The sequence below is a fragment of the Flavobacterium chungbukense genome (assembly GCF_020805785.1).
Lineage (GTDB): Bacteria > Bacteroidota > Bacteroidia > Flavobacteriales > Flavobacteriaceae > Flavobacterium > Flavobacterium chungbukense.
In genome coordinates, this window is sequence record NZ_JAJGZV010000003.1 from 30,796 (window position 1) to 45,648 (window position 14,853).

At 32.7% G+C, this 14,853-nt stretch carries 12 protein-coding genes; 2 read left to right on the forward strand and 10 right to left on the reverse strand.

Going from position 1 to position 14,853, the window contains the following annotated elements:
* Genes LL966_RS10410 through LL966_RS10420 form a run of 3 tightly spaced genes read right to left on the reverse strand, consistent with a single transcriptional unit; the run spans position 1 to position 5,372 of the window.
* Positions 1 to 1,485, reverse strand: coding sequence for a peptide MFS transporter (locus LL966_RS10410; protein ID WP_229352982.1), 1,485 nt, complete (start codon positions 1,483 to 1,485; stop codon positions 1 to 3).
* Position 1,486: 1 nt separating this feature from the next.
* On the reverse strand, positions 1,487 to 3,163 hold the full coding sequence (locus tag LL966_RS10415; RefSeq protein ID WP_229352983.1) for a peptide MFS transporter: 1,677 nt from the start codon (positions 3,161 to 3,163) through the stop codon (positions 1,487 to 1,489).
* A 37-nt stretch (positions 3,164 to 3,200) separates the two neighbouring features.
* Positions 3,201 to 5,372, reverse strand: a complete 2,172-nt coding sequence (locus tag LL966_RS10420; RefSeq protein ID WP_229352985.1) for a S9 family peptidase — start codon at positions 5,370 to 5,372, stop codon at positions 3,201 to 3,203.
* 182 nt (positions 5,373 to 5,554) lie between these two features.
* On the opposite strand from LL966_RS10420, the gene LL966_RS10425 reads away from it, so the two are divergent.
* Together LL966_RS10425 and LL966_RS10430 are read left to right on the forward strand one after the other, a co-directional pair.
* Positions 5,555 to 6,871: a hydroxymethylglutaryl-CoA reductase, degradative gene (locus LL966_RS10425; protein ID WP_229352987.1), complete on the forward strand. Its 1,317-nt coding sequence runs from the start codon at positions 5,555 to 5,557 to the stop codon at positions 6,869 to 6,871.
* 107 nt (positions 6,872 to 6,978) lie between these two features.
* Complete coding sequence (locus tag LL966_RS10430) at positions 6,979 to 7,890, forward strand: GYDIA family GHMP kinase (protein ID WP_229352989.1); 912 nt, start codon at positions 6,979 to 6,981, stop codon at positions 7,888 to 7,890.
* Positions 7,891 to 7,895: 5 nt separating this feature from the next.
* Here LL966_RS10430 and LL966_RS10435 read toward each other — a convergent pair whose 3' ends face one another.
* The 7 genes from LL966_RS10435 to LL966_RS10465 form a co-directional block, all read right to left on the reverse strand.
* Positions 7,896 to 8,339: a hypothetical protein gene (locus LL966_RS10435; RefSeq protein ID WP_229352991.1), complete on the reverse strand. Its 444-nt coding sequence runs from the start codon at positions 8,337 to 8,339 to the stop codon at positions 7,896 to 7,898.
* Positions 8,340 to 8,608: 269 nt separating this feature from the next.
* Positions 8,609 to 10,708: a peptidylprolyl isomerase gene (locus LL966_RS10440; RefSeq protein WP_229352992.1), complete on the reverse strand. Its 2,100-nt coding sequence runs from the start codon at positions 10,706 to 10,708 to the stop codon at positions 8,609 to 8,611.
* A 107-nt stretch (positions 10,709 to 10,815) separates the two neighbouring features.
* Positions 10,816 to 12,072, reverse strand: a complete 1,257-nt coding sequence (locus tag LL966_RS10445) for a hemolysin family protein (RefSeq protein WP_229352994.1) — start codon at positions 12,070 to 12,072, stop codon at positions 10,816 to 10,818.
* Positions 12,073 to 12,074: 2 nt separating this feature from the next.
* Positions 12,075 to 12,257: a hypothetical protein gene (locus tag LL966_RS10450; protein WP_229352995.1), complete on the reverse strand. Its 183-nt coding sequence runs from the start codon at positions 12,255 to 12,257 to the stop codon at positions 12,075 to 12,077.
* A 3-nt stretch (positions 12,258 to 12,260) separates the two neighbouring features.
* On the reverse strand, positions 12,261 to 12,821 hold the full coding sequence (gene lptC / locus LL966_RS10455) for an LPS export ABC transporter periplasmic protein LptC (RefSeq protein WP_229352997.1): 561 nt from the start codon (positions 12,819 to 12,821) through the stop codon (positions 12,261 to 12,263).
* A gap of 50 nt (positions 12,822 to 12,871) precedes the next feature.
* Positions 12,872 to 14,101: a hypothetical protein gene (locus LL966_RS10460; RefSeq protein WP_229352999.1), complete on the reverse strand. Its 1,230-nt coding sequence runs from the start codon at positions 14,099 to 14,101 to the stop codon at positions 12,872 to 12,874.
* Entirely contained in the window at positions 14,094 to 14,828 is a 735-nt protein-coding gene (locus LL966_RS10465; protein WP_229353000.1) for a type III pantothenate kinase, read from the reverse strand. Before LL966_RS10465 ends, LL966_RS10460 begins: the two co-directional genes overlap by 8 nt.
* Positions 14,829 to 14,853 lie beyond the last annotated feature (25 nt).

The window sequence follows — 14,853 nt, forward strand, 5'->3', positions numbered from 1 at the left end:
TTATTTAACTTCTTGCATTAACCTTCTAATTAACGGAGTTAAAACAATGAATGCAATTCCTGCAACTAATGCATAAACCGCTAATTGATAATATCCACTTGTGTAGGCCATAAGTTTAGACATTAATGTAGTTCCAGTATTTGCATCAGACATTTCAGCTCCTAATTTACCCGCAGCAAATTGACCGAATGCGCTTGAAAGAAACCATAATCCCATCATCATTCCAAATAATCTTTTTGGAGACAACTTTGTTATTACAGACATTCCGATTGGTCCAATACACAATTCACCTAACGTATACAAAAGATATCCTAAAGCAAATACATCTAGAGAACTCAATCCGTCTTGGTTTACAAAATATCTAGCGGCATAAAAGATAAAGAAACCTGCTGCCAGTAAAATAAATGATAGACCAAATTTAATAACGGTATTAGGCTCTATTTTTCGCTTAGACATATAAATCCACAAGAAGCCTAATAATGGACTAAAAACAATAACGTAAAGTGAGTTTATACTATTATTAACCACATTTGGATCAATGTTAAAGAACAACAGTTTATTCGTTAAATTATCTTTCGCAAATAATGACAATGAACCTCCTGATTGCTCAGAAATTGCCATAAACATAAAATAGGCAAAAATAAAGATAAAGGCAGCCAAAAACTTAAGTCGCTGCTTTCTTTCTTTTATCAATATCAATTCATATAAAAAATATACCAATGCCAAAACTCCGATCGTATACATAAAATACTCTGTAAAATCAGAATTTATAACCATCATGTAAACTAATGGAATTACCGCAAAAGAACCTACATAAACCGCTATCTCGTAAAGATTTCGTTTTTTAGGAGCATGATTTTCTAATGGAGAATTTCCAATAGGCGCTAAATGTTTTTTCGTTAAAAGAAAAGTTACAACACCAATTATCATAACAATTGCCGCCGAAAGAAAACAAAGGCTCCATGAATAATTTTTTCCTAAATAAATAGGTATTGCACCACCAAGCATTCCTCCAATATTAATTCCGGCATAAAATAATCCGTAACCTGCGTCACGGCGACCATCATTTTCATGATATAGCTCTCCAACCATCGAAGAAACATTTGGCTTAAAGAAACCAGTTCCAATAATAGAAAGCGTTATTCCATAATAAAAGAAATCATGCGGATTTGCGGCAATTAGCAAATTACCCAAAATCATAACGATTCCTCCAAAAAGAAGCGATTTTTTAAATCCTAAAACTTTATCGGCAAAAATTCCACCAATAAAGGTAAAAGCATAAACAAAAGCCTGCACAGCTCCATATTGAAGATTCGCTTTCCCTTCAACCAGACCTAATTGGTCTACCATGAAAACTGCTAAAACCCCTCTCATTCCGTAGAAACAAAAACGTTCCCACATTTCAACTAAAAACAAATACCATAATTGCTTTGGATACTTGCCCTCAAAATTTTGAATTTCTTCTAAAGTAATTGTCTTCTCCATTTTATCTAACACCATGCATCATTTTTTTCAAGAATGGAGTCAACGCAAATAATATAATTGCTGCAATACCAGTAAGCACCACAAATACCATAAAGAACTCATATAAATTATGGATTTCAAATCCTGCAAAAAAGTGATTATGAGCACTAATTTGGTGCTGCTCTAAAAGAGCCAATTGCTCTGCAGTTGGCACTATTTTATTATCTAAAACTGCTTGAAGATCTATTCCTAATTCTTTTGCTTTTGCAAATTTATCTCCAGTTGCAGGCAAAATAGAACCCAAAGTTCCACCTAGAGCATAACCAGAAGCATTAGACAAGAAAAACACACCATATAGTAAAGATGCAAAACGTTTTGGAGATAATTTACCTACCAATGATAATCCGATTGGCGACAAACATAACTCAGCACATGTATTTAAGAAATATAACAGGATAAGCCATTTTACCAATAACAATCCAGAAGTTCCGATATAAGAAACCTGAGTTGCAATCATAAAGAAACTTATCGAGATTACCACTAAACCAACAGCCAATTTCACTGGAGAGATTGGTTCTTTTCCTTTTGCTCTTAAAGTATCCCAAAGTATACTAAATGGAACTGCCAATAGAACAACAAATAATCCGTTAAAGATTTGAACCATCGAAGGAGGCATTTGCCAGCCAAAGAAATTTCTATCTGTTTGGTTGTCTGCAATAAATGTCAACGAAGAACCTGCCTGCTCGAAAGCTGCCCAGAAGAAGATAATAAAAAATGAAACAATGTAAATTACAATGATTCTGTCTCTTTCAATTTTCGTTAATGAAGTATCCGATATAATCAATCCCGCTAATGCTATACCACTAGAATAAATTAATGTGTAAATTAAATTCTGCCCCACAACATAATGAAAAAAGAAACCTAAAGCTATAAATGCAATTCCTGCAATTGTTAGAGATTTACTAGAAAAATTAGCTGTCTGTGCCTCTCCTTCTTCAAAATCTTCTGCTACATTTTTTGATGGCAATCCTCCTAATGGTCTTCCTTCCGGAGAAACTACATATTTGTTCTTTAAAAAATAAAAAAGTAGTGTTCCTAATAACATAGCTACAGAAGCCGCCATGAATCCCCATCTAAAAGCATGAATATCTCTAATACCTCCTGCATCTTTAACATCTCCTAACAAAGGACAAATAGACTGACCTAAAAAAGCCCCTATATTAATTCCCATATAAAAAATAGTGAAAGCACTATCTAATTTTGTTTTTTCTTGTTTTGGATATAAACTTCCAACCATACTAGAAATGTTTGGTTTAAAGAATCCGTTACCAAAAACAATTACGCCCAAAGCAGAATACATGATAATTTTAGCTAAATCTAAATTAGATTCAAAAACACTTCCGCTTGTGAACAAAAGCATTTGCCCAGTTGCCATTAACAATCCGCCTAATAAAATACAATTTCTATTACCTAAATAACGGTCTGCCACAAAACCTCCCAACATTGGCGTTAAATAACAAAGTCCTAAGAAACCTCCATAAATTAATGACGCTTCTTCTTCTTTCATTAATAATGAATTTACAAGAAATAAAGTCAATAAAGCTCGCATTCCATAAAAATTGAACCGCTCCCACATCTCCGTTCCAAACAATACCCAAAGTCCTTTTGGATGCGCAGTTTTTACTTGAGTTTCTCCCATATTATTCGCTTATTTAATTAAGTTTAAAAGATTTAGATTATAGATTTTCTTTGATAAAATTAGTCATTTTATTGTATAGCTGGATTCTAGTAGCTCCGCCATAAATACCGTGATTTTTATCTGGATAAATTTGAGAATCAAATTGTTTATTTGCTTGAATTAAAGCCTCCATCATCTGCATTGAATTCTGAACGTGAACGTTATCATCTCCAGAACCATGAATTAATAAAAACTTACCTTTTAATTTATCTACGTGATTAATTGGCGAATTTTGATCGTATCCGCTTGCATTTTCTTGTGGCGTCTGCATATAACGCTCTGTGTAAACGCTATCATAAAAACGCCAGTTTGTTACTGGAGCAACTGCAATTGCCATTTTAAAAACATCGTTTCCTTGAAAAATACAGTTTGAAGCCATAAATCCTCCATAACTCCATCCGAAAATTCCAATTCTTGAAGGATCAACATAAGAGTAAGAACCGATTACTTTTGCTGCATCGATTTGATCTTCTACTTCATATTTCCCTAATTCTTTTTGAGTAACTTTTTTGAAATCTGCTCCTTTAAAACCTGTTCCTCTTCCATCAACACAAGCTACGATGTAACCTTGCTCTGTAAGTGACAAGAACCAATAATCGTCTGTATTATTCCAATCGTTGTTTACTTGCTGAGATCCTGGACCAGAATATTGGTACATGAAAACTGGATATTTTTTTGAAGGATCAAAATCTTTTGGTTTTAAAATCCAAGCGTTTAATTCGTTTCCTTTTGCTGTTTTTAAAACAATAAATTCTTTTGAAGGTAAGTTATATGATTTTAATTTATCAGCAAGAGCTTGATTGTTTTCGATAACTTGAATTTCTTTTCCTGTTTTTGACTCATTTAAAGTATAAGTCGTAGGCACTAAATTACTTGAAAAAGTAGTAATAAAATATTGGAAGTTCGGGCTGAAAGTTGCTGCGCTTGTTCCTGTTTTTTTTGATAAACGTAATTTATTTTTTCCGTCTAAGGAGATTCTGTAAAGATCTCTGTTGATTGAACCATTTTCTGTAGATTGGTAGAAAATAGTTTTTGTTTTTTCGTCAAAACCGTAGTATGAAGTTACTTCCCAGTTTCCTTTTGTAACTTGATTTTTTAATTTCCCTGTTTTATCATATAAATAAATATGATTGAAACCGTCTTTCTCGCTTGTCCAAATAAAACTGTTGTCTTTTAAGAACGTTAAATTATCTGTTACATCTACGTAAGCTTTATCTTTTTCATTTAAAACTACTTTTGCAGTTGCTGTGTTTCCATCAACAAACAATAAATCTAAATTGTCTTGATGACGATTTAACACTTGTGCAGAAAGTACATTTGCATCGTTAGTCCATTGCAATCTAGCAATATAGAAGTCATTATATCTTCCTAAATCTACTTTTTTAGTTGCTGCAGCCGCTACATCATATATATGTAATGAAACTTCTGAATTTTTTTCTCCTGCTTTTGGATATTTAAAAGTCTCAATTGTTGGATACAAATCTTTGTGAAACATTGACATTGAAAACTCAGGAACTTGGCTTTCGTCAAAACGAATGTAAGCCACTTTTTTACTGTCCTTACTCCAATCAAAAGCGCGAACAAATGCAAATTCTTCTTCGTAAACCCAGTCCGTAATACCATTAATTACGGCATTCTTTTTACCGTCAGTTGTAATTGCAACAGATTTTTTTGAAGCTACATCATATACATATAAATTGTTTTCTTTTGCGTAAGCGATTTTAGATCCGTCTGGAGAAAAAGTTGGTTCTTGAACTTGAAAATCGAAAAGCTTCGTTAGAGATTTAGAAGCGATATCATATAAGTAATAATCTGCTGTAAAAGAGTGACGGAAAATCTGATTGGTATTACAAGCAATTAAAATCTTCTTTTCTGAAGCATCAAAAGTATAACTATCAATACCTTCCGATAATGCTGCATGATTTTTAGTATCAATTAAATTCGACACTTTTTTTAGAGTTGCAAAATCATATAAATCAATCTGCATACTTCTGCTCGCTCTATCAATATTTAGCACCGTATATTGGTCGGTATTTTTAAGAGATTGCAGCTCATCCATTCCTTTTGCTCGGAAAGCGCCGCCGTAAATATTTTCGATAGTGATTTTTTGTTGACCAAAAACGGTTGCAACTAGAAATAGAAGTATTACAGTAATTTTACTTGTATTCATTACAATTAATTTAAATATAAAAAAGAGCCCAATTTTAGTGAAAAAAATAAACATAATACACATTTTAAGTGTTAAATGTTAAAAAAAATAACGATTGCGCTATTACAGTTTTTAAAATAGATTTTAAACAAATCTCTTAAAATGGTATATTTGCCGCAACATTATTATTTAATATACTGAGAATGAACAACGCTGTTGCCGGATTTTCTAAATTATCCAAAAAAGAAAAAATCAACTGGATTGCAAATGAATATTTTTCAAACCCTGAAGAGGCTAAAAATATTATAAGAAATTACTGGAATTCAGACGAAAAGCTTCAGCAATTGCATGACGAATTTATCGAAAACACCATTACAAACCTCTATATCCCACTTGGAGTCGCTCCAAACTTTTTAATCAACGGAAAATACAAAACCATTCCGATGGCAATTGAAGAAAGTTCTGTAGTTGCAGCAGCTTCAAAAGCAGCAAAATATTGGTCTACTCGTGGCGGTTTTAAAACCACCATCATTAATACAGAAAAAATTGGTCAGGTTCATTTCAATTATAATGGAGATGCAGAAAAACTAAAAACTTTTTTCGACGAAATAAAACCTAAATTCTTTTCTGAAACCCAGAATATTACCAAAAACATGCAACAGCGTGGCGGCGGGATTTTGGATATTAAATTAAAGGACAAAAGAAGTTTATTGGAGAACTATTATCAGCTTCATGCCACTTTTGAAACCAAAGATAGCATGGGCGCGAACTTCATCAATTCTTGTTTAGAGCAGTTTGCCTCTACTTTAAAAGAAGAAGCTCAAAATTCTGATTTATGCGAGAACGGAGAAACTCTGGAAGTTGTAATGAGTATTTTATCGAATTACGTTCCGAATTGCTTGGTGAGAGCAGAAGTTTCTTGCCCTATCGAAGAATTAGCCGAAAAACATATTCCTAATCCAGCAGCATTTGCTGAACGTTTTTTACAAGCGGTACAAATTGCCGAAGTTGAACCTTTTAGAGCCGTAACACACAATAAAGGAATCATGAACGGGGTTGACGCGGTAATCTTGGCTACAGGAAACGATTTTAGAGCCGTGGAAGCCGGAGTTCATGCTTATGCAGCCAAAAATGGACAATATGCGAGTTTATCTCACGCCAAAATCGAAGATGGAATTTTTACTTTTTGGCTTGAAATTCCGCTTGCACTAGGAACTGTTGGCGGACTAACTTCTTTGCATCCTTTGGTAAAATTATGTTTAGAGATTTTAGAAAAACCATCGGCTCAAGAATTAATGGAAATTGTTGCCGTTGCAGGTTTAGCTCAGAATTTTGCTGCTCTGCGATCACTCACTACAACCGGAATTCAGGAAGGTCACATGAAAATGCATCTAAACAACATCATCAATCAATTTGAGGCCACTGATGAAGAACGTCAATTAATTAAGACTCACTTCAAAAAAACAGCCGTTTCTCATAGTGCTGTGGTAGAATTTATTGAGAATCTAAGAAATAAATAAAATTCCGAAAAAATTATAGCATTAAATAAAGTACCAAATCACAATCTTAGTTGGAATTTGGGATTTATCCCGAGGCTTCGGGATTGGAGTTTTAAAAAAATTAAAGCATGAAAAACACCTTTTACAGTAACGGAAAACTTTTTATTGCAGGAGAATATTTGGTTTTAGACGGCGCAGAAGCTTTCGCATTACCAACAAAATTTGGTCAAGATTTAGTAATTGAAGATCTTGAAAACAAAGAAATTGAATGGAAAAGTTATGATTCTGACAAACATTTATGGTTTGAAGAAACCTTTTCTTTTGATGAAGTAATAAAGGGTTCTGATTCGCACATTGATGCCGTAAAGTCGACACTTATAAATATTCTGCATGAAGCTTATGTTTTAAACCCTAAATTTATTGACAATTCAAACGGCTATAAAGTTAGCACCCATTTGACTTTTCCAAGAAATTGGGGATTGGGAACTTCTTCAACATTGATCAATAATATTGCACAATGGACAGATGTAAATGCTTTTACATTATTAAATAATAGTTTTGGCGGAAGCGGTTATGATATTGCTTGCGCACAAAATGATACTCCAGTTTTGTATCGTGTCAAAGATAATTTTGTAGAACAAGTTGAATTTAATCCTGATTTTAAGGAGCATATTTATTTTGTTTATCTAAATAAAAAACAAAACAGCAAATCAGCTATATACGCTTACAACAATCACAAAAACAATCATTTGGCACAAAGCGTTATCCAAAACGATAAAATTACTCATGCTATTCTAAATGCAAAAACACTAAAAGAATTTGCTTCTGCAGTTCAAAGACACGAAATTCATTTGAGTAATATTCTAGAAATGCAAACTATTAAAGAAGCTGTTTTTCCAGATTTTAATGGTGTTATAAAAAGTCTCGGTGCGTGGGGAGGAGATTTTGTAATGATAGTTTCTAATGAAAATCCAAAAGAGTATTTCGCAAAAAAAGGTTATGAAACAATTTTAAGCTACGACGAAATGATTTTAAATTAAGAAAATTAGAAGTTATTAACTCTCTTTTTTTTCACTGGCTTTACATCTAAACGTCTTACCGTCTGATCTTGTTCATTTGACTCTATAAGTCGATTGTGCAAACGTTCGGCCATTTTCTCAATGCTGTTTGTAATAGAATCATAAACCAATTCCATTCTTCGATGTTTTTCTTCTTTTACAGCTTTCAAAACATCTTCAACAAAAACCTTATCGTATTTTTCTGCGACAGAATCATGTGTATTCGTTAATCTGATCACATAATCATTGCTCAAAATTGTTACTTTAAAATGCTGTTCCTCGTTGCTCAAATAATATTTTCCACCCAATTCATCCACATTGATGTCGGTGCTGCTCACTTTTAAAAGCTCCGTAATAATACCATAAATATGACTTTCTATTTTGGTATATACTCTTGGCTTTTTTCTAAAAAAATTAAAAGTAGTAAACATTCAAATATCTGATTATTAAAGCAATTTGTTATTGATGTATTTCGTCGATTATTTTACACTGAAAAATCCCGTTAAACGATAAAATCGAACAAATTAACTGTAATAATTTGAATATCACAAATTTTTTAGATTAAATATCAATTTTACTTACAGAGTATCAAAAAATTAACTAAAAAATATTACAAATTGAAATTGTGCATTTTACACAAAAAAAGAAACCCGAAACTTTCAATGAAAGTTTCGGGTTTTATAAGATGAATTACTAATTTTTAGTAATTGAATTGTAATCTGTTATCTTCAATTTTAGCATTGTTTTTCAACGCTGGCAATACTCTAGTTGCATCATTAGCGCTTTGAGCTTTTACTTTCTCAACATAAGCAGCGTGATTAGCAATTGCAGGCGCTTTTACTGTTTTAATGTTTTTCACAACATAAACTCCAGTATTTCCTTCAATTGGAGCAGAAACTTTATTTGCTGTTAAAGCGAATGCGTTTCCAACAACTTTTGGCTCTTGCCCAACTCCTCCAGGTAAAACTGGATTATCTAAAGTCACATCTGCAGCTTGCTGAACAGCAACTCCAGCAGCTTTAGCGATAGCTTCAAGATTAGAACCTGTCATTTTAGCTTTTAATAATTCTGCTTTTTTCTTGTTTTTCAAGATTGGCTCAACATAAGGTCTTGCCATTGTAACAGATACTAAACCTGATTTGTTTTCTCCTTTATACTGTGCAATTACGTGTCCAATATTTGCAATTTCAAAACGTTTAACATCACCAGTACTAGTTTCTTTATCAAATGCCCATCTTACGATGTTACGTTGATTTCCTAATGGTCCAAACGCTTCATCCATAGCTTTAGCATCTACTGGCGCAGCAACTTTTAAACCTAATTCTTTTGCAGCAGCATTAAAATCTTTGCTTGCAGCATCCATTTCAAATTTAGTTGCTAATGTAAATACTTTATCAGAAGTAGCTTCAGAAGGCTCGATTTTTTGAGCAATTGTAGCTAATCGAATTCCGTCTTGTTTATCTGTAATTTTGATTACGTGAAATCCAAAAGGAGTTTCTACTAAACCAACTTTACCAATTCCGTTGCTGAATACAAAATCATTAAATGGTTTTACCATTTGGTTTGGACCAAAATATCCTAAATCACCACCTTGCTGTGCAGATGAATCATCAGAACTTGTAAAAGCCAACATCATAAAACTATCTGGATTAGCTTGTACTTGAGCTAAAATTTCTTCAGCTTTAGCTTTAGCTTCTTCTTTAGTTCTTTTTTCTTTTTGGTTTGGAGTTTGAGATCCTTCGTAACCAATTAAGATATGACTTGCTTTTGCATTAACTCCAGCTTTAAAACCTAAAGATTTAGAGATAGCATAATATTTTCCGTAAACGTATGGTCCGTAGATTGCTCCAGCAGGCAAACTGAACAATTTGTCAGCGTCAACTGCAGGTAAAGCATTTTTAGGAACATAAGTTGAATCGTAAGGAACATCAGAATTTGCATTTACAAATTCAGCAACGTTTGCAGCATTTTTAAATCCAGGCAATGTATCATTTTTACCTGTTTTTGCATTGTAAACAACACTTCCAGATAATAATGCAGTTAATTTACCTTTAATTTCAGCTTCATCTTCTTTAGAAGGTTTATCTTCAACTAAAACGTATTGAATTTCACGAGTTGCATCTGCTTTAAATTTTTTCTCGTTTTTCTTCATGTAGTCTACAATTTCTGAATCAGAAATTTTTACTTCACTATCTTTAATAGAAGAATATGGAGCTGCAGCGAAAGCAAAACTTACTTTGTTTGCTTCCATTTCGTACTTTAATTTTCCTTCACTAGCAGTTGTGTAAAGTCCAGATTTAATTAAAGTGTTATAGATTTGAAATTTAGCATTCAATTCTGCATCTTTTTCTTTTTCAGAGATAAATTGTGCTGCTTCTGGATTTGCTTTGAAGTAATCTTTAAATTTAACTACGTCAAAAATTCCCGCTGCGTTTAAGAACATTGGGTTTTTACCAATATTCGGATCTGATTTTAAAACTTCTAATAAGTGTTTCTCACCTACTCTCAATCCTAATTTCTCAAATTGTGATGACAATAAAGCGATTGAAACTTCTTGATCCCAAACTCTGTTTGCAGCTTCAGTGGAAGTAATACCTTGCCCACTTTTTTCAAGATTACTAACTTTAATTCTAAAGTCTTCAAATGAAATATCTTTTCCATCGATGCTTCCTACATCTTTTGAACTTTGACTAAATGTTCCTTTACCGATTAAGTCTTGTATTATAAATGCAAATAATGCAAGTGCAATAACCCCTATCAATAAAGCGGAACGCTGTCTAATTTTTGCTAAAACTGCCATTTTATTATCGTTAATTTTATATTCAGTTTGCGAAAATACAATTATCTAGTTAATAACAATACAACTAGCGTTTTATTTTCAACATTTTTTTTCATTAATTTAAAAAATCACTCTTTAATTGTTAATTTGACGAGTTCTATTTTCTTATTTGAGGCCTCTTTTATAAAAAAATGATACTTATCTATTACAATTTTATCTCCTTTTTGCGGAATTTCTTTGGTATGATTGACAATAAAACCTCCTAAAGTTCCGTAAGAGTCTTCTTCAGGAATCATCAATTTGTATGTTTCGTTCAAATACTCCACATCCAATCGTGTAGAAAACAAATATTTACCTTCGCCTATTTCTTCTTCTACCAATTCTTCCTCTAAATCGTGTTCATCTTCAATTTCCCCAAAAAGCTCTTCGACAATATCTTCTAGAGTCATAATTCCAGAAGTACCTCCATATTCATCTAACACTACAGCAACGTTTTTTCGTTTTTTAATCAGCAGATCTAAAACATCTTTAATCAATATTGTTTCGGGAACAAATTCTACTGTCATCAAAACTGATTTGATTGTTGCTGGCTTTTTGAACAAATCGAAAGAATGCACATAACCTACAATATCATCTAAAGAATTTTGGCTTATGATTATCTTAGAATATCCGGTTTCAATAAACATTTTTTTCAAATCGTCTACCGAATCAAAAAGATCTACATATACAATTTCTGTTCTAGGCGTCATAATATCACGCGCTTTTACAGCAGAAAATTCTAGGGCATTTTGAAAAATCTGAATTTCAGAATCTACTTCTTCATTTTCTTCAACAGTACTCATTTGTTCTGTGATATAATTTCCAAGTTCAATTCTACTGAATAACTGAATTTGATTTCCTTCTGTCCTAAAAAATTTACTCAATGCAAAATCCACAATCCAAATGAAGAAAGTAGAAATATAATAAAACAAGCGATAAAACAAATAAGCTGGAAGCGCCAGAATCTTAATTAATGAATTGGCATAAATCTGAAAGAATACTTTTGGAAAAAACTCTGAAGTTACCAAAACTATAAATGCTGCAAGTAAAGTCTGAATTAGGATATTCCACCAATCCGAAAAAACTAACCCAAATTGAGTCATCCAATTCAGAATCAGATCACCCATAAAGAAACCATAAATAACCAAAGCTACATTATTGCCAATGAGCATTGCAGCAATAAACTTTGATGGATTTTCGGTAAGCTTAGTTAAGATACGTGACAGGAAATCATCCTGTTTTTTTTCTATTTCAAGATAAATTTTGTTGGAGGAAATAAAAGCGATTTCCATTCCAGAAAAAAAGGCTGCTAGTATTAAACATATTATTATAATACTAATTTCCATTTTTATTGTTTTTTATTACGATTCAGGAATCTTCTTCTAAAGAAAAACATAAATATAGCCATTCCTGCAATTACAAAGCTTAACGGATAACCCTCGTCACCTGAGTTTAATTTTATTACACCATCATAAATAAAGAAAAGTGCAAAAAGGATGTAAACGTATTGTGTATATTTTAAATAACCCATAATTTATATTTTTTCTTCTGATGATTCAAATTCACCGTTTACACGCTGTGAATTAATCACTTTAAAATCTTTACTAAAATCTATTCCCTGACCAAAAGAAACTCCTTTTGTATCAGTAAGTTTAAATTTTCTTTCGGTATAAAACCATTCGTTTTTCTGATCGAAATACAGCTGTTCCGTTTCTAAAACCTGTCCCGCTTCTGAAGTAATTACTACTTTTCCAATGAGATCTATAATTTGAGTGCTTTTATATGAAATTGCATAATTTGCTTTTATAAAAGTACGTTTTTGCTTTTTATCATACAAAGTTACATCGATTCCTTTTGGAAATTCTGTAAATGGGAAATCAAGGTTAGAATAATCTAGCATTTTACGAGCCATTAAAATACCCGTAATGCGCCCAGAATCTGTGTATTTAATATTGGCATTGTCTGCATCGGTTGCGGGAACAAACTCTGAGAAGTTAATTTTTTGAACTTCTTTAAAATTACTTTCGCACCCAAAAAACAGTGTCACAGCAATAACCGTGACCACTATCAGACTATATCTCTTTGGTAAATTCATTTGCCAAATGTAGTAAATTGTAATGAGCTTAGAAAAGTTAAAAGAGTATCTTATTGGAATTTACTCTTAACAAACCATCTGTCGTTGAAAGAGAAGCTTAAACTAAAATTCACATAGTTCTCTTGCACTAAATTAGAAGAAACAGTACCGCGTTTACCGAATTCAATTCCAAAATTCACATTTGAAAAAGATCCAGGAATTGGAATCCCAGCTCCTAAAGTCATTCCGATATCTTTAATAGATTCGTTATTAACTATAAGACCAATTTTTTCATATTTTATACCAGCTCTATAAGTAATTCTGCTCATATAACTAGTAAACGAGTTATAATTAGGAAGATAATAACCTCCAAGTGCATACTTAGAATAACTTTCATACTTCACACTTTCAGATGCGTTGTAGATATTTTCTAAGTCTCCTTTATCTTGGAAAGCCATATTTGCTCCAATAAGCCATTTTCTTGCCTCACCAACTCCTAAACCAATACTCAATTTACTCGGGATTTTTAATGTTTTCGGAACTACTGGATAAACAAAAGGATCAGGATCTCCTTGTACAGAAATTACCCTTCTATTATCAGAATTTAAATCGCCTCCAAATTTGTAACTTAAACTAGAAAACAGGCTCATTTTCTTGTATATTTTTTTCTGATACATCGTTCCGATGCTAAAATTTACTCCAGACAATTCTGCTGTATTTACTTCTGCAGTACTATTATCAACACCTGTAATACCTTCTACAGTTGTTGTTGTAATTTTTCCAAAGTTATATTGTGCATCAGCCCCAATGTTCCAGTTACGCGTAATTTTGTACGCTAAACCAAAATAAACTTTATTTACGCCACCTTTTCCATCAAGTTGTGAGCTGATTGCTCCTTCTGTTGCCGAATTATCATTCAAAATTTTATATCCAACCGACGATACTGGTATCAAACCAAAAGAAGCTCCAAATTTCCCCATCGGAATTCCTAGAGCTAGATAATCAAAAGTAGTTCGTTGTGCTTTTTCAGACTGAGTACTTGTTTTTAAATTAGAAGTAGCAAAAGTTCCTCCAACCGTAAAAGTAGTTTGCAATAAACTAGCATAACTTGCAGGATTTTCTATATTTAAGTGAATCGAATCTTGCTCGACCGCAACACCTGCCATAGATCTGTTTTCAAGAGTTCCCTTGAATCTTACATCACCAATTCCGAAAAAAGAATATGGCGAAGCAGTACCTTGTTGAGCGAATGAAACGAACGATATAAGCAAACAAGCGCTTATTATTACTTTTTTAATCATTGTCGATTTTATATTGATATGTTTGGTTCAAACTTTCTAGAAGGAAATTTGAATTGGCAAATATGGTATTTTTTAATCGTTTAGCCAAAAATTCTGCATCGCCTCCCGTTAAAATTATGATAAAATTTGAAAACTCCTTGCGATATTCATCGATAAAACCGTCAATCTCATAGACGAAACCATTGACAACACCAGAATGGATCGCCTGTGGTGTTGAGTTCCCGACATAATTATCGGGTGCTTCTAAAGTCAATAAAGGCAGTCTTGCCGTGAAATTATGGAGAGATTCATATCGCAAACGAAGACCTGGAGAGATTGCTCCTCCTAAATAATTGTCGTTTTCGTCGATAAAATCGTAGGTTATACAAGTTCCAGCATCTATAACAAGCCTGTTTTGTTTTGGAAATTGCAAGGTTGCTCCTCCTGCCAAAATCATTCGGTCGATTCCTAAAGTTTTAGGAGTTGCATATTTATTCTGAAATGGAAATACGTCTTCGTGTGTAAAAAAGTGGACTTTCAGCCGATTTTCGAAAGTCAAAAAAGATTGTTTTTCTATACTTCCTACAGATGCTACGACCAAATCAGAGCAATTTGGAAACTTTTTTAAAATTTTTTCGATTTTTTTTTCGAGCTCGTTTTTGTCAAAAATAAAATTTTCAAGCGCATTATTCCCCTCAAATACAGCTGCTTTAATTCTGGTGTTTCCGATATCAACTGTTAAAATCATATTTACTTTTTTGCTTTTGCGAAGA